The organism is Trinickia sp. NRRL B-1857 (assembly GCF_050470685.1).
GTDB lineage: Bacteria > Pseudomonadota > Gammaproteobacteria > Burkholderiales > Burkholderiaceae > Trinickia.
On record NZ_JBFLUK010000001.1, the window covers coordinates 474,583 to 495,811 of the forward strand.

A 21,229-nucleotide genomic window follows, 5' to 3' on the forward strand; every position below is an offset into this window, starting at 1 on the left:
TCGTTAGCTGGTTAAAAACGTATTCTACCCATGTTCGCGGAAGCTTCCGAATTTTTCCGTTTCGCTTCAACGGCATGGACCATTCGAGCATGACCGTTAGGGCACCTGACGCCCCACCCGGTCAAGCTCCCGCATTCGGTTGGCGCGCCTGTACGACCCAGGCCCCGTCGCGCTCCACGAGCACGCGGTCGAACGCGAACTCGTCGAGCGCATGATCGTGCCCCGGCAATGCCTGAATCACGACCTCGCCCGCGTCGCGCAACGCGGCGACGCGTTCGCGCAACAGATCGTCATGCTTCCAAGGTGCGAGGATGGCGCTGCTGCGCGCTTCGATCGGGGAAATGCGTGCGATTTCGCGCAGATCGAGCGAAAAACCCGTCGCGGGACGTGCGCGCCCGTACGCTTGGCCGACATGGTCGTAACGTCCACCGCGCGCCAGCGCGTTCGGCACGCCGGCGACGTAAGCCGAAAACATCACGCCGCTGTGATACGCATAGCCGCGCAGATCGGCGAGATCGATCGTGACGTCCCCGCCTTCGACACGCGCGGCGAGGAACGCCAAGTCGTCGAGTGCCTGCGTAATCGCCGGCCACTGCGGTAGCTGCTGCCGCGCGCGCTCGATCACCGACGCATCGCCGTACAACGCGGGCAACGCGCGCAGCGCATCGCGTACTTGCGGCTCGAGATCGCGCGTGAGCTCTTCGATACGCGGTACGTCTTTGCCCGCCAGCGCTTCGTACAGCGTCTCGCCGCGTGCACTGGCAGCGGGATCGCGCTCGAACAAGGCGAGCAGCACGCCCGCGTGGCAAAGATCGAGCCGGACGTTTTCGATGCCTGCCAAACGCAGGACGTCCATCATCAGCTGTTGAATTTCGAGATCGGCTTCGAGGCCCGCATGACCGTAGATCTCGGCGCCGATCTGGATTTGCTCGCGCGTGGCGTGCAAGCCACGCGGGCGCGTATGCAATACGCTGCCGGCGTAACAGAGGCGCGTCACGCCTTGCCGATTGAGCAGATGGGCGTCGATGCGGGCGACTTGCGGCGTCGTATCGGCGCGCAGCCCGAGCGTGCGCCCAGAGAGCTGATCGACGAGTTTGAAGGTGCGCAAATTCAGATCGCTGCCGCCGCCCGTCAGCAGCGACTCGAGGTACTCGAGCAGCGGCGGCATCACCATCTCGTATCCGTACGTACGGAAGCGATCGAGCAGCGCGCGTCGCAGTTCTTCGATCTTGCGCGCCTCGGAAGGCAACACATCGGCGATATTTTCGGGAAGCAGCCAGGTCGACATCGGATCAGTCCTACGACGTAAATGAAGGCGCGCGAGGCGCAGCCAAAAGCGAATCGAGCGAAGCGTGAAACGGCACGCGCCTGTCGCGCGAACGGCCGCGGCAGCCGTCAGGTGGCCGCGAGAAGCAGCAGCAGGCCGAGCGCCATGACGATCAATCCTCCGATGCGAATATGGTGCGTCGGCCGCTCCGCTATTTTACGAAACGTGTCGCGCCACGCTGTCGGAAACACGAACGGGAACATGCCCTCGATGATCAGCATCAGAGCAATCGCAAGCAATAACGAGGCAGCCATATCCATGGAGATGCCGGCGCAGCCGATCGATCGGCCGCGCCCCTGAATCAATGTTTGCGTGAAGCCGAGGCGGCCGGAGTGACGGGCGCGCCGCTACCGTCGGGGCTGCGCATGAAGCGGAAAAATTCGCTGTCCGGATCGACGACAATGACGTCGCCCGGCTTGAACACGCCGCGATACGCTTGCAAGCTTTCGTAGAACTGATAAAAGCCCGGGTCGCGACCGAAGGCGTCCGCGGCAATCGCAGCCGCCTTGGCATCGCCCTCGCCTTTGACCGCCTGCGCCGTCGAATAGGCATCGGCTAGCACCGCTTCGCGCTGACGCTCGGCATCGGCCTTGATCTGCGCCACCTCGGTCGCGCTTTGCGCGCGCTCGTCGCTCGCCACCTGTTCCTGCGCGGCGGACATCCGTTTGTAGACCGCCTCCGCGCTTGCTTGCGGAAAGTCGACGCGTACGAGACTCAGATCGACGAGGTCGATACCGAGCGCCTTCGCCTGCGCCGCCATGGCCGCCTTGGCCTCTTGCGCAAGCTCGCCTTGGTGCGAGAGCGCGTCGGCGAGCGTGCGCTTGGCAAACGCCGCCCCAAGCGCGACGCGCATTTGTCCCGCGAGCCGATCCAGCGCGCTTTGCTGGTCCGCATCGGTTTCGGCGAACAGCTTGAGCGCATCGGCCACGCGGTATTTCAACACCGGCGTCACGAGCAAGTCGTTCTTATCGGACGTAGCGAAACGCTCCGCGTCAGTCGAGGCGAGCGTACGGACGCGCGTGTCGACCAACATGGCCGCTTGTAGCGGCGTGGGCAGTTTCACGTGCAAGCCGGGGCCCACGAGCGTGGGATGTTCGCCGCCATGAGAATAAACGACCGCGACGTGCCGCTGATCGACGACGAGCACGGTCGACGCCCCTGCGAACAAGACGGCCACGACGACCACCACGAGCGCAACGATACGATTCATGTCGAGCGCTCCTTATTGCTGCAAGTCGTCTTCGCGCGCACGGCTGCGCAGCGAATCGCGCGAACGCAACGCGTCGCTGGCGGCGGCCGGCTGGCTGGCCGCATTCGGCTCAGCCGGCGACGCCGCCGTGGGCACGGTGGGTGCGGTGCTCGATGCCGCCGACGGCGCGCTCGCTGTCGGCGCGCCGGCAGCCTCGGACGAACCGTGTCGATTGCCCTCGAGCAGCTTGTCCACCGAGAGGTTGACGACGCTGCCGCCCGCCTTACCGCTTACGAAAATCTTGGTCGAATTGGCGTAAATGTCGCGCATGGTTTCCAGATACATCCGCTCGCGCACGACAGCCGGCGCCTTCGCGTATTGGGCGTAGACCTGATTGAAGCGCTCGGCGTCGCCTTGTGCGTCGGAGACGACACGTGCGGCGTAGGCCTTGGCGTCGTCGAGGGTCCGCTGAGCCTGAGCCTTCGCACCGGGCAGGATCTGCCCCGCGTAGGCTTGCGCCTCGGCCTTCGCGTTCGCGCGCTCTTGCTTTGCGCGCGTAGCGTCCGCGTAAGCGCTTTGCACGGCGGCCGGCGGGTCGATCGACATGATCGTGACGCCTGTCACAGCAAGCCCGCTGCGATAGAGGTCGAGTGCTTTTTGGATCGCTTGCGTGATGGGCTCGCGAAGCGCATCGCGATTGCCGCCGAGCAGGCTCTCGGTACTTTGCGCCCCGGCGATCTCGCGTACGGCCGCCTGCGCAGCCTGGGTAACGGCGAGATCCGGATCGGCCGTGCGGAACAGGTAATCCGTTGCCGACTTCACTTGATATTGAACCGCTAGACGCACGTCGACGATATCCCCGTCGCGCGTGACCACCGAAGCGTCTTTCGTGCCGGCGTCGCTCATCGCATTGCCGCGGCCGATCTCGACCGAGCGGACCTGCGCGACATTGACGATTTCATGCGTTTCGAACGGATACGGCATGCGCAAGTGCACGCCGGGTTCCACGGTGCCGCGATATTTGCCGAATTGCAGCACGACGCCCGTTTGACCGTCTTGCACGACGAACACGCCGCTGCCGATATAGATCGCGACGAGCACGCCGATGACGATGCCAACGCCGATGCGCGCTGCGCGCCCGTTATCCGGACGCCGGTCGCCAGGACCCGAACCCGGGCCTTTGCCGCCGAACAGACGCGACAAGCGGCGGTTGAATTCCCGCCACATTTCATCGAGATCGGGCGGGCCGTCTTCATCGCCGGGACCACGCTTCGGCTCGTTCGGCCGCTGGCGACTGCCATTGCCGTCGCCTCGCCCCCAGCGGGGATCGCTGATCGATAGAATGGCGCGCGCACGCAGCCAGAAACTCCGCTCGTTGTATTCGTTCACCAGTGTTCGTTCGCTCGAGTTGGGAGAACCGGTCAATGCAGATCGGAGCGCCGTGTCCACACATCGGACGAGCCCGATGCGTCTGGGTCTTCATGCCCATGCGCCGGCGGTGCCGCTTCCGGCTGCGCCCGCCCGCTATCCGGGAGATGTTCTGAGGTGGCGATTTCGGCGATGGCTGCGCGCAGCGTATCCAAGCCTTGCCCCGTGCGCGCGCTCAAAAAGACGCGCGAAATATTACCATACTCGTCTCGCTCGACCGTGCCGCCGCGAGCTGCCAACTCGGGCACTGCGTCGATTTTGTTGAAGACGAGAACCTGCCGCACGGTTTGCGCGCCGATCTCGCCGAGCACTTCGTTCACTTGGTCGATCTGGTCGAGGCGCACGGCGCTCGATGCATCGACGACATGCAACAGCAAATCGGCGTGAATCGTTTCTTCGAGCGTCGCTCGAAACGCGGCCACGAGTTGGTGCGGCAATTCTCGAATGAAGCCGACCGTATCGGAAACGATCACCTGCCCCGCTTCATCGCCGAGATAGAGCCGTCGCGAGGTCGTATCGAGCGTGGCGAAGAGCTGATCCGCCGCATAGGCCTGCGCTTTCGTCAGCGCGTTGAACAGCGTGGACTTGCCCGCGTTGGTATAGCCGACGAGCGATACGGACATCGCGCGATTGCGGGCCCGTTGGCGCCTTTGCGTACCGTGTTGACGGCGCAGCTTGTCGAGCCGCCCCTTGAGCATCTTGATACGCTCGCCGATCAAGCGACGGTCGGTTTCGAGCTGGGTCTCGCCAGGGCCACGCAGGCCGATACCGCCTTTTTGACGTTCGAGGTGGGTCCAAGCGCGCACAAGGCGCGTGGCGATGTATTGCAATTGCGCCAATTCGACCTGCAACTTGCCCTCGTGGCTACGCGCACGCTGCGCGAAGATATCGAGAATAAGGCTCGTGCGATCGACGACCCGCCGGTTAAGCGTGCGCTCCAAATTGCGCTGCTGCGCCGGCGCCAAAGCGTGATTGAAGATGACGATTTCGACGTCGTTGGCCTCGCAAGCAAGGCGCAATTCCTCGGCCTTACCGCTGCCGACGAATAACGCCGCGTCGGGGCTCGAGCGACGCCCGGTCAAGGTCACGGCGGGATGTGCGCCCGCGCTTTGCGCGAGCAGACTGAGTTCTTCGAGACTGGCTTCGAAGTCGATTTTTCCGAAATCGATGCCGACGAGCGCTGCGTTGATCAAATTGATGGGCGTCTAAATGAGAAGCGGCCGGCGCGCACGCCGATCAGTCGGCGCCGCGCCGGCCGCTAAGATGAGATTAGGCCGCTTCCGCATCCGGATGGAAATTCACCGGACGGGCCGGCACGACCGTCGAAATGGCATGCTTGTAGACCATTTGGGTCACGGTGTTACGGAGCAACACGACGTACTGGTCGAACGATTCGATGTTCCCTTGAAGCTTGATGCCGTTGACCAAATAGATGGAAACCGGCACGTGCTCTTTGCGCAGTGCGTTCAGAAACGGGTCTTGTAACAGTTGCCCTTTGTTGCTCATAGCAAACTCCGTCGTTTTTTTGCAGGTTGGATCCGGATTGGGACGAAGAAAAAGAAATCCGCCGCCAATCGCTACACTATAGCCGATTTTCGTTGTCCCTCGGGCCGCCCAGGCCATCCGGCCAAGGCGCCGCGGGCGCCGAATCAGCTCTTATCGGTGTACGGGTTCGTCGACGAGCGGAACTCTATGCGCAATGGAGTTCCCGTCAGCGAGAAAGTTTCGCGGAAGCGATTTTCCAGATAGCGCTTGTAGGTTTCCGTCACGGCGTCGAGCGCGTTGCCGTGGATGACGATGATTGGCGGATTTTGACCGCCTTGGTGCGCGTAACGCAGCTTCGGGCGCACCGGACCGCGCCGGCGCGGCTGCTGGAATTCCACGGCTTCGATGAGTGCGCGCGTGAGCTTCGGCGTCGGCAATTTCGCCATGGCGGCTGCGTAGGCATCGTCGACCGATCGCATGAGCGGGCCGATGCCGGTCTTTTCCGTCGCCGAGATGAAATGGAACTTGGCGAACTCCAAGAATTTCAGCTTGCGAATCATGTCGGCTTTCGTGCGATCGCGTGTGTGCGCATCGAGGCCGTCCCATTTGTTGACGCCCACCACGAGCGCCCGCCCTTGCTCCACCACGAATCCGGCAATGTGGGCGTCCTGATCGGAAATGTCCTGGCGTGCATCGAGCAGCAAAATGACGACGTTCGCGTCGGCAATCGACTGTAGCGTCTTGACGACCGAAAATTTCTCGATCGCTTCGAACACCTTGCCGCGCCGGCGCAGGCCGGCCGTATCGATCAGCGTGTACTTCTTGCCCTGGCGTTCGAAATCGACGTAAATCGAATCGCGCGTCGTGCCGGGCATATCGAACGCGATCACGCGCTCTTCGCCGATCAGCGTATTGACGAGCGTCGACTTGCCCACGTTGGGCCGCCCGACGATCGCGATTTTCACGCCGCGCGCGCCGCTCTCCTCTTCCGACTCTTCCGGATGGCCCGCATAGGCGATTTCCAGGGAGTCGTTGATCATCTCGGTCACACCGTCGCCGTGCGCCGCCGAAATCGCGCGCGGATCGCCGAGACCGAGTTCATAGAAGTCGGATGCGACGGCCGTGTACTTCATGCCCTCGGCCTTGTTCACGACGAGCACGATCGGACGGCCGGTCTTGCGCAGATAATCGGCGATCGTCTTGTCCTGCGGCGCCAGCCCGTTACGTCCGTCGACGATAAAGACGACGACGTCCGACTCCTCGACGGCTTGCCGCGTTTGCCGCGCCATCTCGTGCAAGATCCCGTCCTTGGCGACGGGTTCGAAGCCGCCGGTGTCCACCACGAGATACGCACGGTCACCCATGCGCCCCTCGCCGTAGTGGCGATCGCGCGTCAAGCCCGGCAAATCGGCGACGAGGGCGTCGCGCGAACGCGTGAGCCGGTTGAACAGGGTGGATTTCCCCACATTGGGGCGCCCGACTAGGGCAATTACGGGTTTCATCTGACGTTATCTAAAAGAGGCATGCGCCACGGTGCCGGCTCGCCGATGCGGCGAGTTGCGGAACCAACGGCGCATCGATACGCCGCATACGGCACGAGCCGGCAGGACGCGCCGGCCCCTAGCATCGCGCTTGCTCGCAAGCGGCCGCAGGGCGCACGACAGTGCGCCACTGCTCGAAAATTATCACGATACGACGGCGTGCAAGGCACCGCGCATCCATCTGCCGGCGGCGTGCCACGCGCGCCGGTACTCAAAAACGCCCGCGGCCGGCTGAGCCGGCCTGCGGTCTACGACCCGACTCGACGAACCGCTCAGTGCGAGACGAATCCGTACAAGTCGCCGTCGTGCGTTTGCACGATCAAGGTATCGCCCACCGCGACGGGCGCGGCCGTGATCGGGCTTCCGTCTGTCTTCGCGCGGGCGAGGAACTTGCCGTCGTCACGCGACAGGAAGTGAACGTAGCCCTTGTAATCGCCGACGACGACATCGGGGCCGAGCAGGTAAGGCGTGCTCAGATCCCGGTTCTTCAATTGGTCGTTCTTCCACAGCGGCTTGCCCGTAGTCGCATCGAACGCTTGGAGCACCGACCAATCGTCGGGCGCCACCACCGCCGTGCGGTCCGCGGCGAGGCCTGCCACGCCCGAGAACGTCTGCTCCCAAACGGGCTGACCGCTGTTCGCATCGAAACAGCTGATGCGGCCTTGGAACGTCACGGCGCAGGCCTCGGCGCCGACGAGCGTCGGCGCCCCGGTTACGTCGTTGATCCGCTCCACTTCGGTCACGCCCTTCGGGAACGACACGGGCGCCTGCCAGTAATCGTCGCCCGTCTTCAGGTTGATTGCCGACAGCGAGCCGCCCGGAAAGCCAGCAAGTACCGCGGCTTGGGCTGCGAACGCCATGCCGGCCGATACACGCAAGTTCAACGGAACGGCCCGGTTGCGATATTGCCAGCGCAATTCGCCCGTGGATGCATTGAACGCGCTGATTTGACCGTCGATCGTGCGCACAACCACATAACCGTTGCCGACGAGCGGCGGCGAGACGATCTCGCCGGGCACCGTCGTCTTCCACAGCAGCTTGCCGTCCCCATCGAGCACCTCGACGCCGCCCTTTTCCGCGCCGACGGCCGTATAGGTGCCGTCGCTGCCCACGCCCGAAGTCAGGTCGTCATGCAGCTTCGTGCTCCAAACCTTTCGCCCGGTCTTCCCGTCGATCTTCGCGACGGACCCGTTCGATCCCGCAGCGTAGACGTAATCGCCAACCACGAGCGGCGAGAAGAAATAACGCCCCGCCTTGCCCACGCTCGTCCTCCAGGCTTGCTCGACTTTGAAGACGGGCTTGAACTCGGTGAGCGGCACCGGGTCACGGCGCGGGTCCTTGGTGGACGAGCAAGCGGCCATCGCAAGGACGGTCATCGCGCAAGCGACGGGCACGGCGAAACGTTTCAGCAAATTCATCGGTGAGCGAGGCTTCGTCAAAGGTTGTTCAGTTAAGACCGGCTAGCGGCGACGCGGACGCGCCACTCAACCGCCGAGCGCGTCGAGCTTGAATTGGATCAGCCGGCGAGCGGACGTATTGCTCTTGCTCAGCGACGAGAGCGCAAGCTGATAAGCACTGCGCGCGTCGCTGCGCTTGCCCGCGGCCGCCAGCAGATCGCCGCGACGATCCGCCACGGCGCCTTGGAAGCCCTCGGGCGGCGTACCGTCGAGCAGCGCGAGCCCGGCGTCGTACGCCTTCTCGTCGAGCAATACGGCGGCCAGACGCAGCCTCGCGATTTCCTTGTACTCGTCGTCCCTCGCGTGATCGATCGCCCATTGCAATTGCGCCTTCGCGCCGGTGACGTCACCCGCTTCATAGAGCGCCTTGGCAGCCGCGAGCGCGGTCATTTGGCCATATGCGGTTCCGCCGTAGCGCGACTCCATATCGCCGGCGTCGCGCGCGATCACGGCCTTATCGGTCCCACGGACCGACTGCTGCACTTGCTCATAGAGCACCGCAGCCTGCGTAGCCTGACGCCGCTGCCAAAAATGCCAGCCGTTCCAAGCGGCCGCGGCGACCAGCGCCACGAGGACGATCCAAGTGGACGCATTGCCCCACTGCGCCCACCAAGCCTTGAAGCTCTCTATCGATTCTTGTTCGTCGTGATAACTCATCGCTAAGCGATTCCTTCTTGTCTCGAGCCGTTCTTATCGTGACCGGCGACCATTGCGTCAGTCGTCGCCGTCTTCGGCGGTTGCAACCATCGCATTGATTAGAAATTCGGTCAAGTTTTCAACCGGCACAGTGCGTTGTTCGCTCTTTTCCGCCGTCGCGGTCTCACGCAGCGGTTTGATGCCGACGGTGCCGTTCGCCACCTCGTCCTCGCCGAGAACGACCGCGAATGCAGCCCCGCTCGCATCGGCTCGCTTCATTTGCGACTTGAAGCTGGCAGATACGCCATCCGCGCTGCAATGAAGGATCACGTCCAGACCGGTATCCCGCAAACGCTCCGCGATGATGAACGCTTGCTCGCGTGCGCTCTCGCCTTGGTGGACGACGTAGACGTCGCATCCCTCTTCTTGCGGGACGAGCGATTCTTCCTTCAGCAATTCGAGGATACGTTCGACACCCATCGCCCAGCCGCAGGCCGCCGTCGGCTTGCCGCCCAACTGTTCGATCAGCGGATCGTAACGACCGCCCGCGGCAACCGTGCCTTGCGCGCCGAGCTTATCGGTCACCCACTCGAACACCGTCAAGTTGTAGTAGTCGAGACCGCGCACAAGCCGCGGATTGATCGTGAACGGGATGTTGTTCGCTTTGAGCAAACGTTGCAGCCCATCGAAGTGCGCACGCGATGCGTCGCCGAGGAAGTCGATCAGCTTCGGCGCATTTTGCGCGATCTCCTGCAACGCGGGATTCTTCGTGTCGAGCACCCGCAGCGGATTCGTGTAAAGGCGGCGCTTCGCATCTTCATCGAGCGCGTCGATATGCTTTTCGAGATAAGCGATCAACTCGACGCGGTGTGCCGCGCGCTCCTCGGCCAGGCCCAGCGAGTTGATTTCGAGACGGATACCGGTCAAGCCGAGATCGTCCCAAAGCCGCTGACACATCAAGATGATTTCGGCATCGGTATCCGGGCCCGCAAAGCCCAGCGCCTCGACGCCCACTTGATGGAACTGGCGATAGCGGCCGCGTTGCGGACGTTCGTGACGGAACATCGGCCCGATGTACCACAGCCGCTTCGGGCCGTCGTAAAGCAAATTGTGCTCGATGGCCGAGCGCACGACGGCAGCCGTATTTTCCGGACGCAATGTCAGATGCTCGCCGTTGAGCGAATCGACGAAGCTATACATCTCCTTCTCGACGATATCGGTCACTTCGCCGATGCCGCGCGTGAAGAGTTGCGTGTGCTCGACGATCGGGGTACGGATGTTCTGATAGCCGTACGCACGCAGCATCGATTTGACCGTCGACTCGAAGAAGTCCCACAGCGCGGCATCCGCCGGCAGGATGTCGTTCATGCCTTTGACGCCGGCAAGCTTCTCGAGCTTTCGCTTCTGTTCTGTCATCGTTGTTCGGTTGACTCGTTAATTTGCGACGCTCGCGCTGCCGTAACGGCGCTCGACGTAATCGCTCACGATTTGCTGGAATTCTTCGGCAATGCGCTCGCCGCGCAGCGTCTTGACCTTTTCGCCGTCGATGAAGACGGGCGCAGCCGGGTTTTCGCCGGAGCCGGGCAAGCTGATGCCGATGTTGGCTTGTTTCGACTCGCCGGGCCCGTTCACGATGCACCCCATGACCGCTACGTGCATCTTCTCGACACCGGGGTACGCGTCGCGCCAGACCGGCATTTGCGCGCGCAGATAGTTTTGAATCTGCGACGCGAGTTCTTGGAACAGCGTGCTCGTGGTGCGGCCGCAGCCCGGGCACGCGATGACCATCGGCGTAAACGAACGCAGGCCCATCGTCTGCAAGATTTCCTGACCGACGATGACTTCGCCCGTGCGCGATGCGCCCGGCTCGGGCGTCAGCGAGATGCGGATCGTGTCGCCGATACCTTCTTGCAGCAGCACGCCGAGCGCGGCCGTGGAGGCCACGATGCCCTTCGAGCCCATGCCGGCTTCGGTCAAGCCGAGATGCAAGGCAAAGGAGCAACGGCGCGACAACTCGCGGTAGACGGCGATCAGGTCCTGCACGCCGCTCACCTTGCACGAAAGGATGATCTTGTTGCGCGGCAAGCCCAATTCGACGGCGCGTTCGGCCGAACCGATCGCCGACTGAATCAGCGCTTCGTACATCACGCTTTGCGCTTCCCACGGCTCGCTGCGCGCGGCGTTCTCGTCCATCATGCGCGCGAGCAGGTCCTGATCGAGGCTGCCCCAGTTAACGCCGATCCGCACCGGCTTGTCATAGCGCGCCGCGGCTTCGATCATTTGCGCGAATTGCGTGTCGCGCTTCGCGCCCTGGCCGACGTTGCCCGGGTTGATCCGATACTTCGACAGCGCTTCGGCGCACGCGGGGTAATCGCGCAACAACAAATGGCCGTTGTAGTGGAAATCGCCGACGAGCGGCACGGTTACGCCCATCCGGTCGAGCTGCTCGCGGACCGCCGGCACGGCCTGAGCGGCCTCCGGCGTATTGACCGTAATGCGCACGAGCTCGGAGCCCGCCTGAGCGAGCTCTTTCACCTGGATAGCCGTGCCGATCGCATCGGCCGTATCCGTATTCGTCATCGATTGGATACGCACGGGCGCATCGCCGCCGATCGTGACGAGTTGGCCGCCCCAGCGAACATCGACCGCGTGCGAGGCGCGACGCTTCGCGGGACCGCCGAAAACCGGCACGGAAGAACAAATCTGACTGCTGCTGTCGGTAGGCATCGAAAGACCCATGAGTCCTAGTTATGCTGCGCGCGCGGCTCGCCGTGCGGCCACGCGCCCGAAATGAAGATCGAGCCGCGGCGCGCCGCCGCGGCATTGGACCATTACGGCAACGTGAAATGCGCGACGTTGCCTTTGTTCGGACCGAATTTCGCCGCGTCGACCGGTTGTCCGTCGAGCGTCATCGATTCGAGCCCTGCGCGGTTGCCCGCGGTGACCTTGAAGGGCGGTACGCCCTGCACTTGCTTCGTCTCTCCGGCGTGGACGAGGCCCGAGAAGACTTCCTTGCCGTCCTTGTCGCGGACGCTAAACCAGCTGTCCTTGGAAACGGTGACGCCGACCGTCGCGACGCCCGATGCCGGGGCCGACGCGGCCGTGGACGCCTGCTCGCTCGTACCCGCTTGCGGCTGTGGCACAGCGGCCTGACTCGGCGCGGGCGCCGCCGCCGAAGCGGCCGCAGGGGGTGCCGCCGGCACCGACGCCGCAACGGTCGCCGAAGCCGTTTGCTCGCCGCTCGGCTGCGAAGCGGCGGGGGCCGACGTCGGCTCGAGGTGGGTGATCGCAGGCGCACTCGCCTCCGTGGATGCCGACCCCGCGTCGGACGCGGCTGCCGCGCCGGAGGCGCCCGCCGATTGCGTAAGGACGAGCCCCGTCGAAGTCGCCCCCGATGCGGGCACCGCAACACCCGACGCCGGACCGGCCGGATTCGCCGCCATGCCGCCCGCACTCGCCTTCAGGCGTGCGAGCCAGGCCGACGAATCGCCGCCCTGGTGCCACATGGCCAGCGCAATGACGACGATGACGCCGGCCGCGACGCCCCACCACCATGAGCGATGCTTCGGCGTGCCGCCGAGCGACACCGAGACGCGCCCCCGCGGCAAATCGGCGCCCGTCGAAGCAGGCATAGACAAATCGGGCTCGGGCTCGCCTTTGACGCGGCGCAATGCCTGCGCGAACGGTTCAGGATCGGTGCCGAGCATCTTGGCGTAGCTGCGGATGACGCCGAGCGCGAACGTGGTGCCGGGCAACTGGCTGATGTCGCCTGCCTCGAGCGCACGCATTTTGTTCGGGGAGACCTTCAGCCGAGCCGATACGTCATCGACGGACCAACCCTTCGCTTCCCGCAATTGCGCAAGACGAGCGCCCACCGCGGCCAGCGAGTCCAGCGGTGCGTACGAGGCGCCGGGCGCCGTCTGCGGCACGGCGCTTGAACGTCCCGAACTCGTCTGTGTGCCTTCTGATTGCGGATGCTGCGGCTCACTCATCCCTGATCCTCGCGTCGATTCTCTTTTTCCACCCCGCGCCCGCCGGGCTCATTCGATGCCCTCGATGCGCGGACCGTCTGTCTCACAACGTTTCGGCGGCGCGCACACAGCGCCGCCTCCCCTTTTCGTCCGCCCGCGTCAGCGCACGGGCCGCACTTCAATGATCTTGCCCGAGGAGCCGCCCGAGGCGCGCCCCATCCGCTGCGCGACGCGCGTGCGATCCTTGACCGCGCCGGCGAGTTGTCCGCAGGCGGCATCGATATCGTCGCCGCGGGTCTTACGCACCGTCGTCACGACGCCCGCATCGATGAGCACCTGCGCGAAACGCTTGATCCGGTCGTTCTTGGAACGCAACAGCCCCGACTCCGGGAACGGGTTGAACGGGATCAAGTTGAACTTGCACGGCACGTCGGCCGTCAGCGCGAGCAATTCGCGCGCATGGGCGTCGCTATCGTTCACGCCGTCGAGCATGCAGTACTCGAACGTGATGAAATCGCGCGGGGCGACTTCGAGATAGCGCCGACAGGCCGCCATCAACTCACGCAGAGGATACTTCTTGTTCAGCGGCACTAAGATGTCGCGCAACGCGTCGTTCGGCGCATGCAGCGATACCGCCAGCGCCACCGGCAGATCGGCGCCGAGCCGATCCATCATCGGCACGACGCCCGAGGTCGATACCGTCACGCGCCGCCGAGACAGGCCGTAAGCGTTGTCGTCGAGCATCAGGCGAAGTGCCGGCACCAGCGCGTCGTAGTTGAGCAGGGGCTCGCCCATGCCCATCATCACGACGTTCGTGATGACGCGCTCGCCTTTGTTGTCCGGCGCGTGCGGGCGGCCAAGCGCCGCGCGCAACGCGAATTCGGCCATCCGAAGCTGGCCGATAATTTCACCCGTCGTCAGATTGCGGGAAAAACCTTGCTTGCCCGTCGAGCAAAACCGGCAATTGACCGCGCAGCCGGCCTGCGACGACACGCATAGCGTGCCGCGCGTCTCTTCGGGAATGAATACCGTTTCCACGGCATTGCCGTTACCGACATCGACAAGCCACTTGCGCGTACCGTCGCCCGACACGTGATCGCTGACCACGGGCGGCATCACGATCGCCGCGCGGTCTTTGAGCTTCGTGCGCAGCGATTTCGCGAGGTCGGTCATGCCGTCGAAATCGGCGGCGTTGTACTGGTGAATCCAGCGCTGCAACTGCTTGGCGCGAAATGCCTTCTCGCCGAGGCTGTCGCAATAGGCGACGAGCCCCGCGGCATCGAGGTCGAGAAGGTTGACGGTAGGACTGCTCGTCATGTTTGATCCTGCTGTTTCAGTGCGGCGCACCCGGGGCAGCCGCGCTAAGGCGCGGCGCCGGGCCGGGCGAGCCGCCCGCGCCAAGCGGCATATGCTTACGTACGTACCCGGCGATCAGCGCGAGTAGACGTTGATTTCCGGGAAGAAGAACGCGATTTCCACGGCTGCCGTTTCGGCGGCGTCCGAACCGTGCACGGCGTTCGCATCGATGCTGTCCGCGAAATCGGCGCGGATCGTGCCCTTGTCGGCCTTCTTCGGATCCGTCGCGCCCATCAGGTCGCGGTTCGTCAGGATCGCATTCTCGCCTTCGAGCACTTGCACCATGACCGGGCCCGAGATCATGAATTCGACCAGATCCTTGAAGAACGGACGAGCGGCGTGAACGGCGTAGAACTTCTCTGCATCCGCGCGCGAAAGCTGAGCCATGCGCGACGCGACGATCTTCAGGCCCGCGTTTTCGAAGCGGCTGTAGATCTGGCCAATCACGTTCTTCGCCACTGCATCGGGCTTGATAATCGACAGGGTACGCTCGATCGCCATAAAAACTCCAAAAAATTAAGGGGTTACGAATTCTAACGAATCTGCAATTGTAGCATGTTCCAGTGTATGATTGCGATCGATCCCCACCTCCGATGAAACTTCGTCCGAAAAGTCGAAAGGGAGCTTGAAACTCCCGCTCATAGGACCGATCTTAGGAGGCGACGGGATGGGCATGCGCGGCCGCCAAACCGGCCCCAAGCGCAACCCGGTTTCGAATGCGTTTAACGCAAGGAGAAAGCATGAACGACTATCCGTATAACGTCGCCCGCGGCGGTGCCGTCGGTTCGGCGGCCATCCGCAACCGCGTGCTCCGCAATACCTACTGGCTGCTCGCGTTGTCGATGGTGCCCACCGTGATCGGCGCCTGGATCGGGGTCGTGAGCGGTTTTTCGCTGTTCGCCGCGACGAGCCCGATGATGAGCATGCTCGCGTTCTTCGCGATCGCATTCGGCTTCATGTTCGCCATCGAGCGCACCAAGCAAAGCAGCCTCGGCGTCGTCTTCCTGTTGGGCTTCACGTTCTTCATGGGCCTGATGCTCTCGCGGCTTCTGACGATCATCCTGCACTTCTCGAACGGCCCGTCGCTCATCATGATGGCGTTCGGCGGCACGGCGGTCATTTTTGCCGCGATGGCGTCCATCGCCACGGTCAGCAAGCGCGATTTCTCGGGGCTTGGCCAATGGCTGTTCATGGGCGTGATCGTCATCTTGCTCGCGTCGGTGGCGAATATCTTCCTGCATCTACCGGCGCTCATGCTGACGGTGTCGGTGCTCGCGATCGTGATTTTCTCGGGCTTCATGCTGTTCGACGTCCAGCGCGTCGTGAACGGCGGCGAAACGAACTACATCACGGCAACGCTTGCGATCTACCTCGATCTGTACAACGTGTTCGTGAACTTGCTGTCGCTGCTCGGCATCTTCGGCGGCAACAACCGGAACTGATCGCCGGCGGGCGCGTTGCGCTCGCTTAGCGTCGCGCCGCCGGTTGGCGGCGATAGGTAGCCTGAAACGAAAAGCCCCCATGTCTGCCTATGCAGCATGGGGGCTTTGTTTTATGCGCCGCGCGCAGCGGCGACGAACGCGTTAATCGCGCTCGAAAAGCGCGATCGACTCCACATGCGACGTGTGCGGAAACATGTTGACGACGCCCGCCCCTTTTAACCGGTAGCCGGCTTCATGCACGAGCAGCCCCGCGTCGCGCGCCAGCGTGGCCGGATTGCACGACACGTAGACGATTCGGCTCGGTAGCGAGCCTTGTCCGCTTTGAGCGATGTCCGCGAGCGCCTTCGAGACGGCGAGTGCGCCTTCGCGCGGCGGGTCGATCAGGAATTTGTCGAACGGCCCCAGTGCGCGCAAATCGTCCGCCGTCACCTCGAACAGGTTGCGACAAGCGAACGAAGTGTGCCGATCGACGCCGTTGACCTTGGCATTGGCGAGCGCGCGCGAGGTCAACGCTTCGCTTCCCTCGATCCCCACCACTTCGCGCGCCAGACGCGCCAACGGCAACGTGAAGTTGCCGAGGCCACAAAAAAGGTCCAGAACGCGATCGCTGCGAGCCGGGGACAACAATCGCAGCGCGCGACCGACGAGCACGCGATTGATGGCGTGATTGACCTGCGTAAAGTCCGTCGGCTTGAACGGCATGCGAATGCCGAACTCGGGCAGCGTGTAATCGAGTTGGACGTCGAGCGGATAGAACGGCACGGCCGTATCCGGTCCTTTCGGCTGCACCCAGAATTGCACCCGGTGCTGATCGGCGAATGCGCGAACGTGCGCCTCGTCCTCAGGCGTCATCGGTTCCAGTACGCGCAGCACGAGCGCCGTGACGCTCGCGCCGACGGCCAACTCGATTTGCGGCAGGCGGTCGCGAATCGACAGACTCTCGACGAGCCGGCGCAGCGGCACGAGCATCGCCGAGACGTCGGGCGGCAGCACCTCGCAGCTCGTCATGTCCGCAACGTAGCTGCTTTTCCTCTCATGAAACCCTACTAACACGCCGCCCTTCTTCGCGACGTGGCGCACCGTCAACCGGGCGCGATAGCGGTAGCCCCACGACGGTCCGTGAATGGGTCGAAAAACGGTTTCGGGCTTGAGCTTCGACAGATGCCAGAGATTGTCTTCGAGCACGCGCTGTTTAATCGCCACTTGCGCGCGCTCGTCGAGATGTTGCATCGAACAACCGCCGCAGGTGCCGAAAAAACGGCATTGCGGCGTCGTGCGCATGCCGCTTGCGCGCAGCACGTCGACGACTTGCGCCTGCTCGAAACTCGCCTTCTTGCGGTAGCTCGAATAAGTGACGCGCTCCCCAGGCAGCGCGCCTTCGACGAAAATGACCTTGCCGGGCTCGCCGTTCTCGGTCGTCAGACGCCCCACTCCACGCGCCTCCATGTCGAGCGAATCGATCTCGATCACAGGCGGTTCGGCGGGCGATGCGCCGCCCTCGGAGCGACGCGCGATACTACGGGGAAATTCGGACACCTGCGGCTTCCTGATGGACATGACACGAAAGGCGAGATTGTAGACGAACAGCGCAAGCGGACGGAGGCGATCGTGAAACTCGTGAGTTGGAACGTGCAATGGGGGCGCGACGCGCTAGGCCGCGTCGATCTCGGCCGAACAATCGACGAAGCCCGGCACCTCGCCGATTTCGACATCCTCTGCATGCAGGAAATCACGCGCGGCTTCGGCGTCTTGCCGGGCGGCCCCGGCCCCGATCAGTTCGAGGAAATCGCCCAAGCGCTACCGGGATTCGCCGTTCTCGACGCCGTCGGCGCCGATCTCCCGTCGCTCGACGGCTCGCCAAGGCGCCGTCAATTCGGCAACGCCATCGCCACCCGCCTGCCTGTCTTGCAGGTCATCCGTCATTCGCTGCCTTGGCCGGCCGATGCCGCCGCCCCCTCGATGCAACGCGTCGCGCTCGAGGCCGTCGTCGTCGCTGACCAAGGTCCGCTACGAATTCTCGTTACTCATCTCGAATTTTATTCGCTGAAGCAGCGTCTGGCGCAGGTCGACGAATTGCGACGTCTACAACGCGAGGCCGCCGACCACGCCGCGCATCCGGCGCCGGCCGAAAATGCGATGGGCCCGTTCGCCGCAACCTCGCGCCCCGTCAGCGCAATCGTATGCGGGGACTTCAACAGCGAGTACGGCTCGCAGGCGTATCAGGCGTTCATCGCGCCATTGGCGGGCGCCCCCGGCTTCGTCGACGCCTGGACCGCACTGCACCCCAGGGCGACGCCGCCGCTGACGGCCGGCGTCTACGACACAGCGCAGTGGAGCGACGGGCCGATCACGTGCGACTTCGTGTTCGTGACCGAGGACATCCGCGCTCGGCTGCGAAGCTGCGAGATCGACGGCAAGACCCAGGCTTCCGACCACCAGCCGATCGTCGTGGAAATCGATTGACTCGAGTGCCGCGCAAAAACGTTTTCAGCGCAGCGTTGCGGACGCGATAGCCGGCTCGGAAAACGCTGCGAGGTATTCGCCCCAGTGAGGCGCGCTCTCTTGCGTAAGCGATTGTTTGACGAAGGCGATTTCGTCGGCGTATTCGTCCGGCGAGAATGCACCACGCATCAATTGGAATCGGCAGTAAAGCAAGTAGGTGTTGACGACGTCCGTTTCGCAGTAGTTACGAATCTCGTCGATACGCCCTTCGCGGAACGCGTTCCAGACCTGGCCGCCATCCATGCCGAGCTTGCCCGGAAAACCGCATAGCTTGGCCAGGGAATCGAGCGGCGCATTGGCTCTCGCTTGATACATCGCGAGCACGTCCATCAAGTCGGTGTGCCGCGAGTGATAGCGGCTAATGTAGTTATTCCACTTGAAGTCGCGATCGTCCTCGCCAAGATCCCAATAGCGCGAGGCCGGGATGCCGTGCACCAGTGCGCGGTAATGCAAAACGGGCAAATCGAACCCGCCGCCGTTCCACGAGACCAATTGCGGCGTGTACTTTTCGATGACGCGATAAAACGACTGAATGAGCGCGCCCTCGCCGTCCTCGACGGTGCCGAGCGAGCGCACACGCAAACCCGCCCGGTCGCGGAACACGCAGGAGATCGCGGCCACGCGCTGGAGGTAGTGCGGGAGGAAATCGCTGCCGGTTTTTTCCCGGCGCGCGGCGAATGCGTGTTCGGCGACATCGGCGTCGCTCATCGAATCGGGCAAATCGTCGAGACGGCGAATGCCGGCGACATCGGGAATCGTCTCGATGTCGAAAACGAGAATCGGAATCATGAATATCTAAAGTACCGCGCCCGCGCCTACAGCACTGCGTCTTTGCGCACGCCGTTCGACGCGAAAAAGCGCTTCAAGCGCACGAGCGCTTCTTGCTGAATCTGTCGCACGCGTTCGCGCGTGAGACCCATTTCGTCGGCCAATTCCTCGAGCGTCGCGGGTTCGATGTGATTGAGCCCGAAGCGCCGCTCGATCACATGACGATGCTTATCGGACAGCCGCGAGAGCCATGCGCGTGTAAGCGTTTCCAACTCGCGATGCTGCACTTCGGCATCGGGGGACTGGCTTTGATCGTCGGAGAGCAAATCGAGCAAAGAGCTAGCCGGATCGAGGTCGAGCGGTGCGTCGAGCGAGGCCGTATGCTCGTTCAACGCCAAAATATCCGTGACCTCGTCGGTCGTCTTGCCCGTCAAGTAGGCGATGTCGTCGATGCTGGCATCGCGCCGCTCGGCCGGCTCACCCGAATTCATCGAATTCTTCTCGAGGTGCCGCTTCGCGCGCAATACCTGATTGAGCTCGCGGATCACGTGCACAGGCAGCCGGACCGTACGCGCCTGATTCATGATCGCCCGCTCGATACTCTGGCGTATCCACCAGGTCGCGTAGGTCGAAAAGCGGAAGCCGCGCGTCGGATCGAATTTCTCGATCGCATGCATCAGCCCGAGGTTGCCTTCCTCGATCAGATCGAGCAGCGGCACGCCGCGATTCAGATAGCCCTTGGCGATGCTGACCACGAGCCGCAGATTGCGCTCGATCATGACCTGCCGAGCCTCGAACTCGCCCGCCTTAGCCAGTCGCGAGTAGCGTTGCTCCTCTTCCACCGTCAGGAGGGGCTTCACGCTGATGCGATTTAGGTAATGCTGAATCGTGTCGGCGGTCAGCTCGGCTTGCAGCAAGGCTCGGAAATCGTCGGGATCCGGGCCGGATTCGGTCGACCCCTCGCGTTCCTCGCCGCCCTCCTCGGCTTGCTCCGAGGAGCTTTCCTGCTCCAACTCGGTTTCGGAGTCGGCGGGGTCCTCCTCGGGCTCGTTCGTCGAAGCGCCCGCGTCGTGCACCAACTCGTGCGTAACGCGGCTGAGCGTGTCCGTTTCGGCTTGCTGCTTGCGGCGCTTCGATGTCGGCATGGTCGTATCGCTTATTGCGGCGGCAAGTATTTCATCGGATCGACAGGTTTGCCCTGTCGGCGGATCTCAAAGTGCAGCATCACGCGGTCGGAATCGGTGTTGCCCATCTGGGCGATCTCCTGCCCCTTCGTCACCGCATCCCCCTCTTTTACCATCAAAGTGCGGTTGTGTGCATAGGCGGTGAGATACGTTGCGTTGTGTTTGATGATAATGAGATTGCCGTAGCCGCGCAGCCCATTTCCTGCGTAGACAACACGTCCTGCCGCGGACGCTTTGACCGCTTCGCCCACGCTTCCGCCGATATTCAGGCCTTTGTTCGTCGAGTCGTCGAACGCGTTGAGGACCGGGCCGCGTACCGGCCACGAGAAGTTGACGTTCCCGTCGGCCATCGGCGAGCTGGCCGACGATGCGCCGGCAGCCGGTTGCGGCGGAATCGTCGTTGCCGTCGCGCCGGGACCCGTACCGTAGACCGGCGGCACGGCCGCGTTCGCGCTCGCTGCCCCGGCGGCGCTGGCCGACGAGGATGGCGTCAGCGGTGCGCCTGTGACCGCGCCCCCGGTGGTCACAGGTGCGGTTGCGACGCCGGGCGTGATTGCGGCTACGTTCGCACCCGGGGGCGCGACGCGCAGCAATTGGTCGACTTCGATCTGATTCGGATTCGCCAGGTTGTTCCAAGCAGCGATATCGCGATAGTTCTGACCGTTCTCGAGTGCGATGCGGTAGAGCGTATCGCCGGGCTTCACGCGGTAGTAACCGGGCGGCGGCGGACCGAGCGGCACGGCCGGCTGCGATGCGCCTTGCGCAACCGCCGGCGCGCCGCTCGTGGCAAGTGCGCTCGAGCGATCGACGACAGGCGCTTGATCGAGCCGCGTGGCGCACGCGGCGAGCGTTGTGAGGGCAAGCACACAGACGACGCGCTGAACGGCGGTCAGCCGAGGCTGTTCGTTGTTTGTTTGCATCGCGCGCAACGTAAACATCGGTG

Annotated in this window: 20 protein-coding genes; 2 read left to right on the forward strand and 18 right to left on the reverse strand. The window is 63.5% G+C overall.

The features are described 5' to 3' along the window. Nucleotides 1–121: 121 nt before the first annotated feature. The 14 genes from AB1286_RS02180 to ndk form a co-directional block, all read right to left on the reverse strand. Complete coding sequence (locus AB1286_RS02180; RefSeq protein WP_430361715.1) at nucleotides 122–1,288, reverse strand: ATP phosphoribosyltransferase regulatory subunit; 1,167 nt, start codon at nucleotides 1,286–1,288, stop codon at nucleotides 122–124. Between the two features lie 107 nt (nucleotides 1,289–1,395). Next, nucleotides 1,396–1,587: a DUF2065 domain-containing protein gene (locus AB1286_RS02185; RefSeq protein ID WP_430361716.1), complete on the reverse strand. Its 192-nt coding sequence runs from the start codon at nucleotides 1,585–1,587 to the stop codon at nucleotides 1,396–1,398. Nucleotides 1,588–1,628: 41 nt separating this feature from the next. Next, nucleotides 1,629–2,537: a protease modulator HflC gene (gene hflC, locus AB1286_RS02190; protein ID WP_430361717.1), complete on the reverse strand. Its 909-nt coding sequence runs from the start codon at nucleotides 2,535–2,537 to the stop codon at nucleotides 1,629–1,631. A gap of 12 nt (nucleotides 2,538–2,549) precedes the next feature. Next, nucleotides 2,550–3,905 carry an FtsH protease activity modulator HflK gene (gene hflK / locus AB1286_RS02195; RefSeq protein WP_430361718.1) on the reverse strand — a complete coding sequence of 452 codons (1,356 nt, stop codon included), beginning with the start codon at nucleotides 3,903–3,905 and terminating at the stop codon, nucleotides 2,550–2,552. Between the two features lie 32 nt (nucleotides 3,906–3,937). Next, nucleotides 3,938–5,137 carry a GTPase HflX gene (gene hflX / locus AB1286_RS02200; protein ID WP_430361719.1) on the reverse strand — a complete coding sequence of 400 codons (1,200 nt, stop codon included), beginning with the start codon at nucleotides 5,135–5,137 and terminating at the stop codon, nucleotides 3,938–3,940. Between the two features lie 76 nt (nucleotides 5,138–5,213). Further along, on the reverse strand, nucleotides 5,214–5,450 hold the full coding sequence (gene hfq, locus AB1286_RS02205; protein ID WP_430361720.1) for an RNA chaperone Hfq: 237 nt from the start codon (nucleotides 5,448–5,450) through the stop codon (nucleotides 5,214–5,216). A 143-nt stretch (nucleotides 5,451–5,593) separates the two neighbouring features. Next, nucleotides 5,594–6,931, reverse strand: coding sequence for a ribosome biogenesis GTPase Der (gene der / locus AB1286_RS02210; protein WP_430361721.1), 1,338 nt, complete (start codon nucleotides 6,929–6,931; stop codon nucleotides 5,594–5,596). A 311-nt stretch (nucleotides 6,932–7,242) separates the two neighbouring features. Then, a complete protein-coding gene (gene bamB / locus AB1286_RS02215; RefSeq protein WP_430361722.1) occupies nucleotides 7,243–8,388 on the reverse strand; it encodes an outer membrane protein assembly factor BamB in 1,146 nt (381 codons plus the stop codon). 66 nt (nucleotides 8,389–8,454) lie between these two features. Next, complete coding sequence (locus AB1286_RS02220) at nucleotides 8,455–9,084, reverse strand: tetratricopeptide repeat protein (RefSeq protein ID WP_430361723.1); 630 nt, start codon at nucleotides 9,082–9,084, stop codon at nucleotides 8,455–8,457. 57 nt (nucleotides 9,085–9,141) lie between these two features. Next, the gene (gene hisS, locus AB1286_RS02225; protein WP_430361724.1) at nucleotides 9,142–10,479 is read right to left on the reverse strand and encodes a histidine--tRNA ligase; all 1,338 of its coding nucleotides are present in this window, start codon (nucleotides 10,477–10,479) and stop codon (nucleotides 9,142–9,144) included. Nucleotides 10,480–10,497: 18 nt separating this feature from the next. Then, nucleotides 10,498–11,802, reverse strand: a complete 1,305-nt coding sequence (ispG, locus tag AB1286_RS02230; protein ID WP_430361725.1) for a flavodoxin-dependent (E)-4-hydroxy-3-methylbut-2-enyl-diphosphate synthase — start codon at nucleotides 11,800–11,802, stop codon at nucleotides 10,498–10,500. A 92-nt stretch (nucleotides 11,803–11,894) separates the two neighbouring features. Continuing rightward, entirely contained in the window at nucleotides 11,895–13,055 is a 1,161-nt protein-coding gene (locus AB1286_RS02235; RefSeq protein WP_430361726.1) for a helix-turn-helix domain-containing protein, read from the reverse strand. Nucleotides 13,056–13,193: 138 nt separating this feature from the next. Next, the gene (gene rlmN / locus AB1286_RS02240) at nucleotides 13,194–14,351 is read right to left on the reverse strand and encodes a 23S rRNA (adenine(2503)-C(2))-methyltransferase RlmN (protein ID WP_430361727.1); all 1,158 of its coding nucleotides are present in this window, start codon (nucleotides 14,349–14,351) and stop codon (nucleotides 13,194–13,196) included. 114 nt (nucleotides 14,352–14,465) lie between these two features. Then, the gene (gene ndk / locus AB1286_RS02245; protein WP_430361728.1) at nucleotides 14,466–14,891 is read right to left on the reverse strand and encodes a nucleoside-diphosphate kinase; all 426 of its coding nucleotides are present in this window, start codon (nucleotides 14,889–14,891) and stop codon (nucleotides 14,466–14,468) included. 239 nt (nucleotides 14,892–15,130) lie between these two features. Here ndk and AB1286_RS02250 point away from each other — a divergent pair, with 239 nt between their 5' ends. Continuing rightward, complete coding sequence (locus AB1286_RS02250; protein WP_430361729.1) at nucleotides 15,131–15,832, forward strand: Bax inhibitor-1/YccA family protein; 702 nt, start codon at nucleotides 15,131–15,133, stop codon at nucleotides 15,830–15,832. 141 nt (nucleotides 15,833–15,973) lie between these two features. Here AB1286_RS02250 and rlmD read toward each other — a convergent pair whose 3' ends face one another. Continuing rightward, nucleotides 15,974–17,368 carry a 23S rRNA (uracil(1939)-C(5))-methyltransferase RlmD gene (gene rlmD, locus AB1286_RS02255; protein ID WP_430361730.1) on the reverse strand — a complete coding sequence of 465 codons (1,395 nt, stop codon included), beginning with the start codon at nucleotides 17,366–17,368 and terminating at the stop codon, nucleotides 15,974–15,976. Between the two features lie 72 nt (nucleotides 17,369–17,440). On the opposite strand from rlmD, the gene AB1286_RS02260 reads away from it, so the two are divergent. Continuing rightward, the gene (locus AB1286_RS02260) at nucleotides 17,441–18,295 is read left to right on the forward strand and encodes an endonuclease/exonuclease/phosphatase family protein (protein ID WP_430361731.1); all 855 of its coding nucleotides are present in this window, start codon (nucleotides 17,441–17,443) and stop codon (nucleotides 18,293–18,295) included. Between the two features lie 24 nt (nucleotides 18,296–18,319). On the opposite strand, the gene AB1286_RS02265 is transcribed toward AB1286_RS02260, so the two are convergent. Genes AB1286_RS02265 through AB1286_RS02275 form a run of 3 tightly spaced genes read right to left on the reverse strand, consistent with a single transcriptional unit; the run spans nucleotide 18,320 to nucleotide 21,224 of the window. Continuing rightward, nucleotides 18,320–19,123 (reverse strand): 3'-5' exonuclease, encoded by an 804-nt coding sequence (locus AB1286_RS02265; protein ID WP_430361732.1) that lies wholly within the window; start codon nucleotides 19,121–19,123, stop codon nucleotides 18,320–18,322. Nucleotides 19,124–19,149: 26 nt separating this feature from the next. Continuing rightward, on the reverse strand, nucleotides 19,150–20,247 hold the full coding sequence (gene rpoS, locus AB1286_RS02270; protein WP_430361733.1) for an RNA polymerase sigma factor RpoS: 1,098 nt from the start codon (nucleotides 20,245–20,247) through the stop codon (nucleotides 19,150–19,152). Between the two features lie 11 nt (nucleotides 20,248–20,258). Next, nucleotides 20,259–21,224 (reverse strand): peptidoglycan DD-metalloendopeptidase family protein, encoded by a 966-nt coding sequence (locus tag AB1286_RS02275; RefSeq protein WP_430361734.1) that lies wholly within the window; start codon nucleotides 21,222–21,224, stop codon nucleotides 20,259–20,261. Between the last annotated feature and the right edge of the window lie 5 nt (nucleotides 21,225–21,229).

Bases quoted from the DNA above. Each gene is read 5' to 3' on its own strand.
- ispG (WP_430361725.1), bottom strand. From the start codon at position 11,802: ATGGGTCTTTCGATGCCTACCGACAGCAGCAGTCAGATTTGTTCTTCC.
- der (WP_430361721.1), bottom strand. From the start codon at position 6,931: ATGAAACCCGTAATTGCCCTAGTCGGGCGCCCCAATGTGGGGAAATCC.
- rlmN (WP_430361727.1), bottom strand. From the start codon at position 14,351: ATGACGAGCAGTCCTACCGTCAACCTTCTCGACCTCGATGCCGCGGGG.
- AB1286_RS02180 (WP_430361715.1), bottom strand. From the start codon at position 1,288: ATGTCGACCTGGCTGCTTCCCGAAAATATCGCCGATGTGTTGCCTTCC.
- AB1286_RS02185 (WP_430361716.1), bottom strand. From the start codon at position 1,587: ATGGATATGGCTGCCTCGTTATTGCTTGCGATTGCTCTGATGCTGATC.
- rpoS (WP_430361733.1), bottom strand. From the start codon at position 20,247: ATGCCGACATCGAAGCGCCGCAAGCAGCAAGCCGAAACGGACACGCTC.
- hfq (WP_430361720.1), bottom strand. From the start codon at position 5,450: ATGAGCAACAAAGGGCAACTGTTACAAGACCCGTTTCTGAACGCACTG.
- AB1286_RS02265 (WP_430361732.1), bottom strand. From the start codon at position 19,123: ATGATTCCGATTCTCGTTTTCGACATCGAGACGATTCCCGATGTCGCC.
- AB1286_RS02250 (WP_430361729.1), top strand. From the start codon at position 15,131: ATGAACGACTATCCGTATAACGTCGCCCGCGGCGGTGCCGTCGGTTCG.
- bamB (WP_430361722.1), bottom strand. From the start codon at position 8,388: ATGAATTTGCTGAAACGTTTCGCCGTGCCCGTCGCTTGCGCGATGACC.
- hisS (WP_430361724.1), bottom strand. From the start codon at position 10,479: ATGACAGAACAGAAGCGAAAGCTCGAGAAGCTTGCCGGCGTCAAAGGC.
- ndk (WP_430361728.1), bottom strand. From the start codon at position 14,891: ATGGCGATCGAGCGTACCCTGTCGATTATCAAGCCCGATGCAGTGGCG.
- AB1286_RS02235 (WP_430361726.1), bottom strand. From the start codon at position 13,055: ATGAGTGAGCCGCAGCATCCGCAATCAGAAGGCACACAGACGAGTTCG.
- AB1286_RS02220 (WP_430361723.1), bottom strand. From the start codon at position 9,084: ATGAGTTATCACGACGAACAAGAATCGATAGAGAGCTTCAAGGCTTGG.
- hflC (WP_430361717.1), bottom strand. From the start codon at position 2,537: ATGAATCGTATCGTTGCGCTCGTGGTGGTCGTCGTGGCCGTCTTGTTC.
- AB1286_RS02275 (WP_430361734.1), bottom strand. From the start codon at position 21,224: ATGTTTACGTTGCGCGCGATGCAAACAAACAACGAACAGCCTCGGCTG.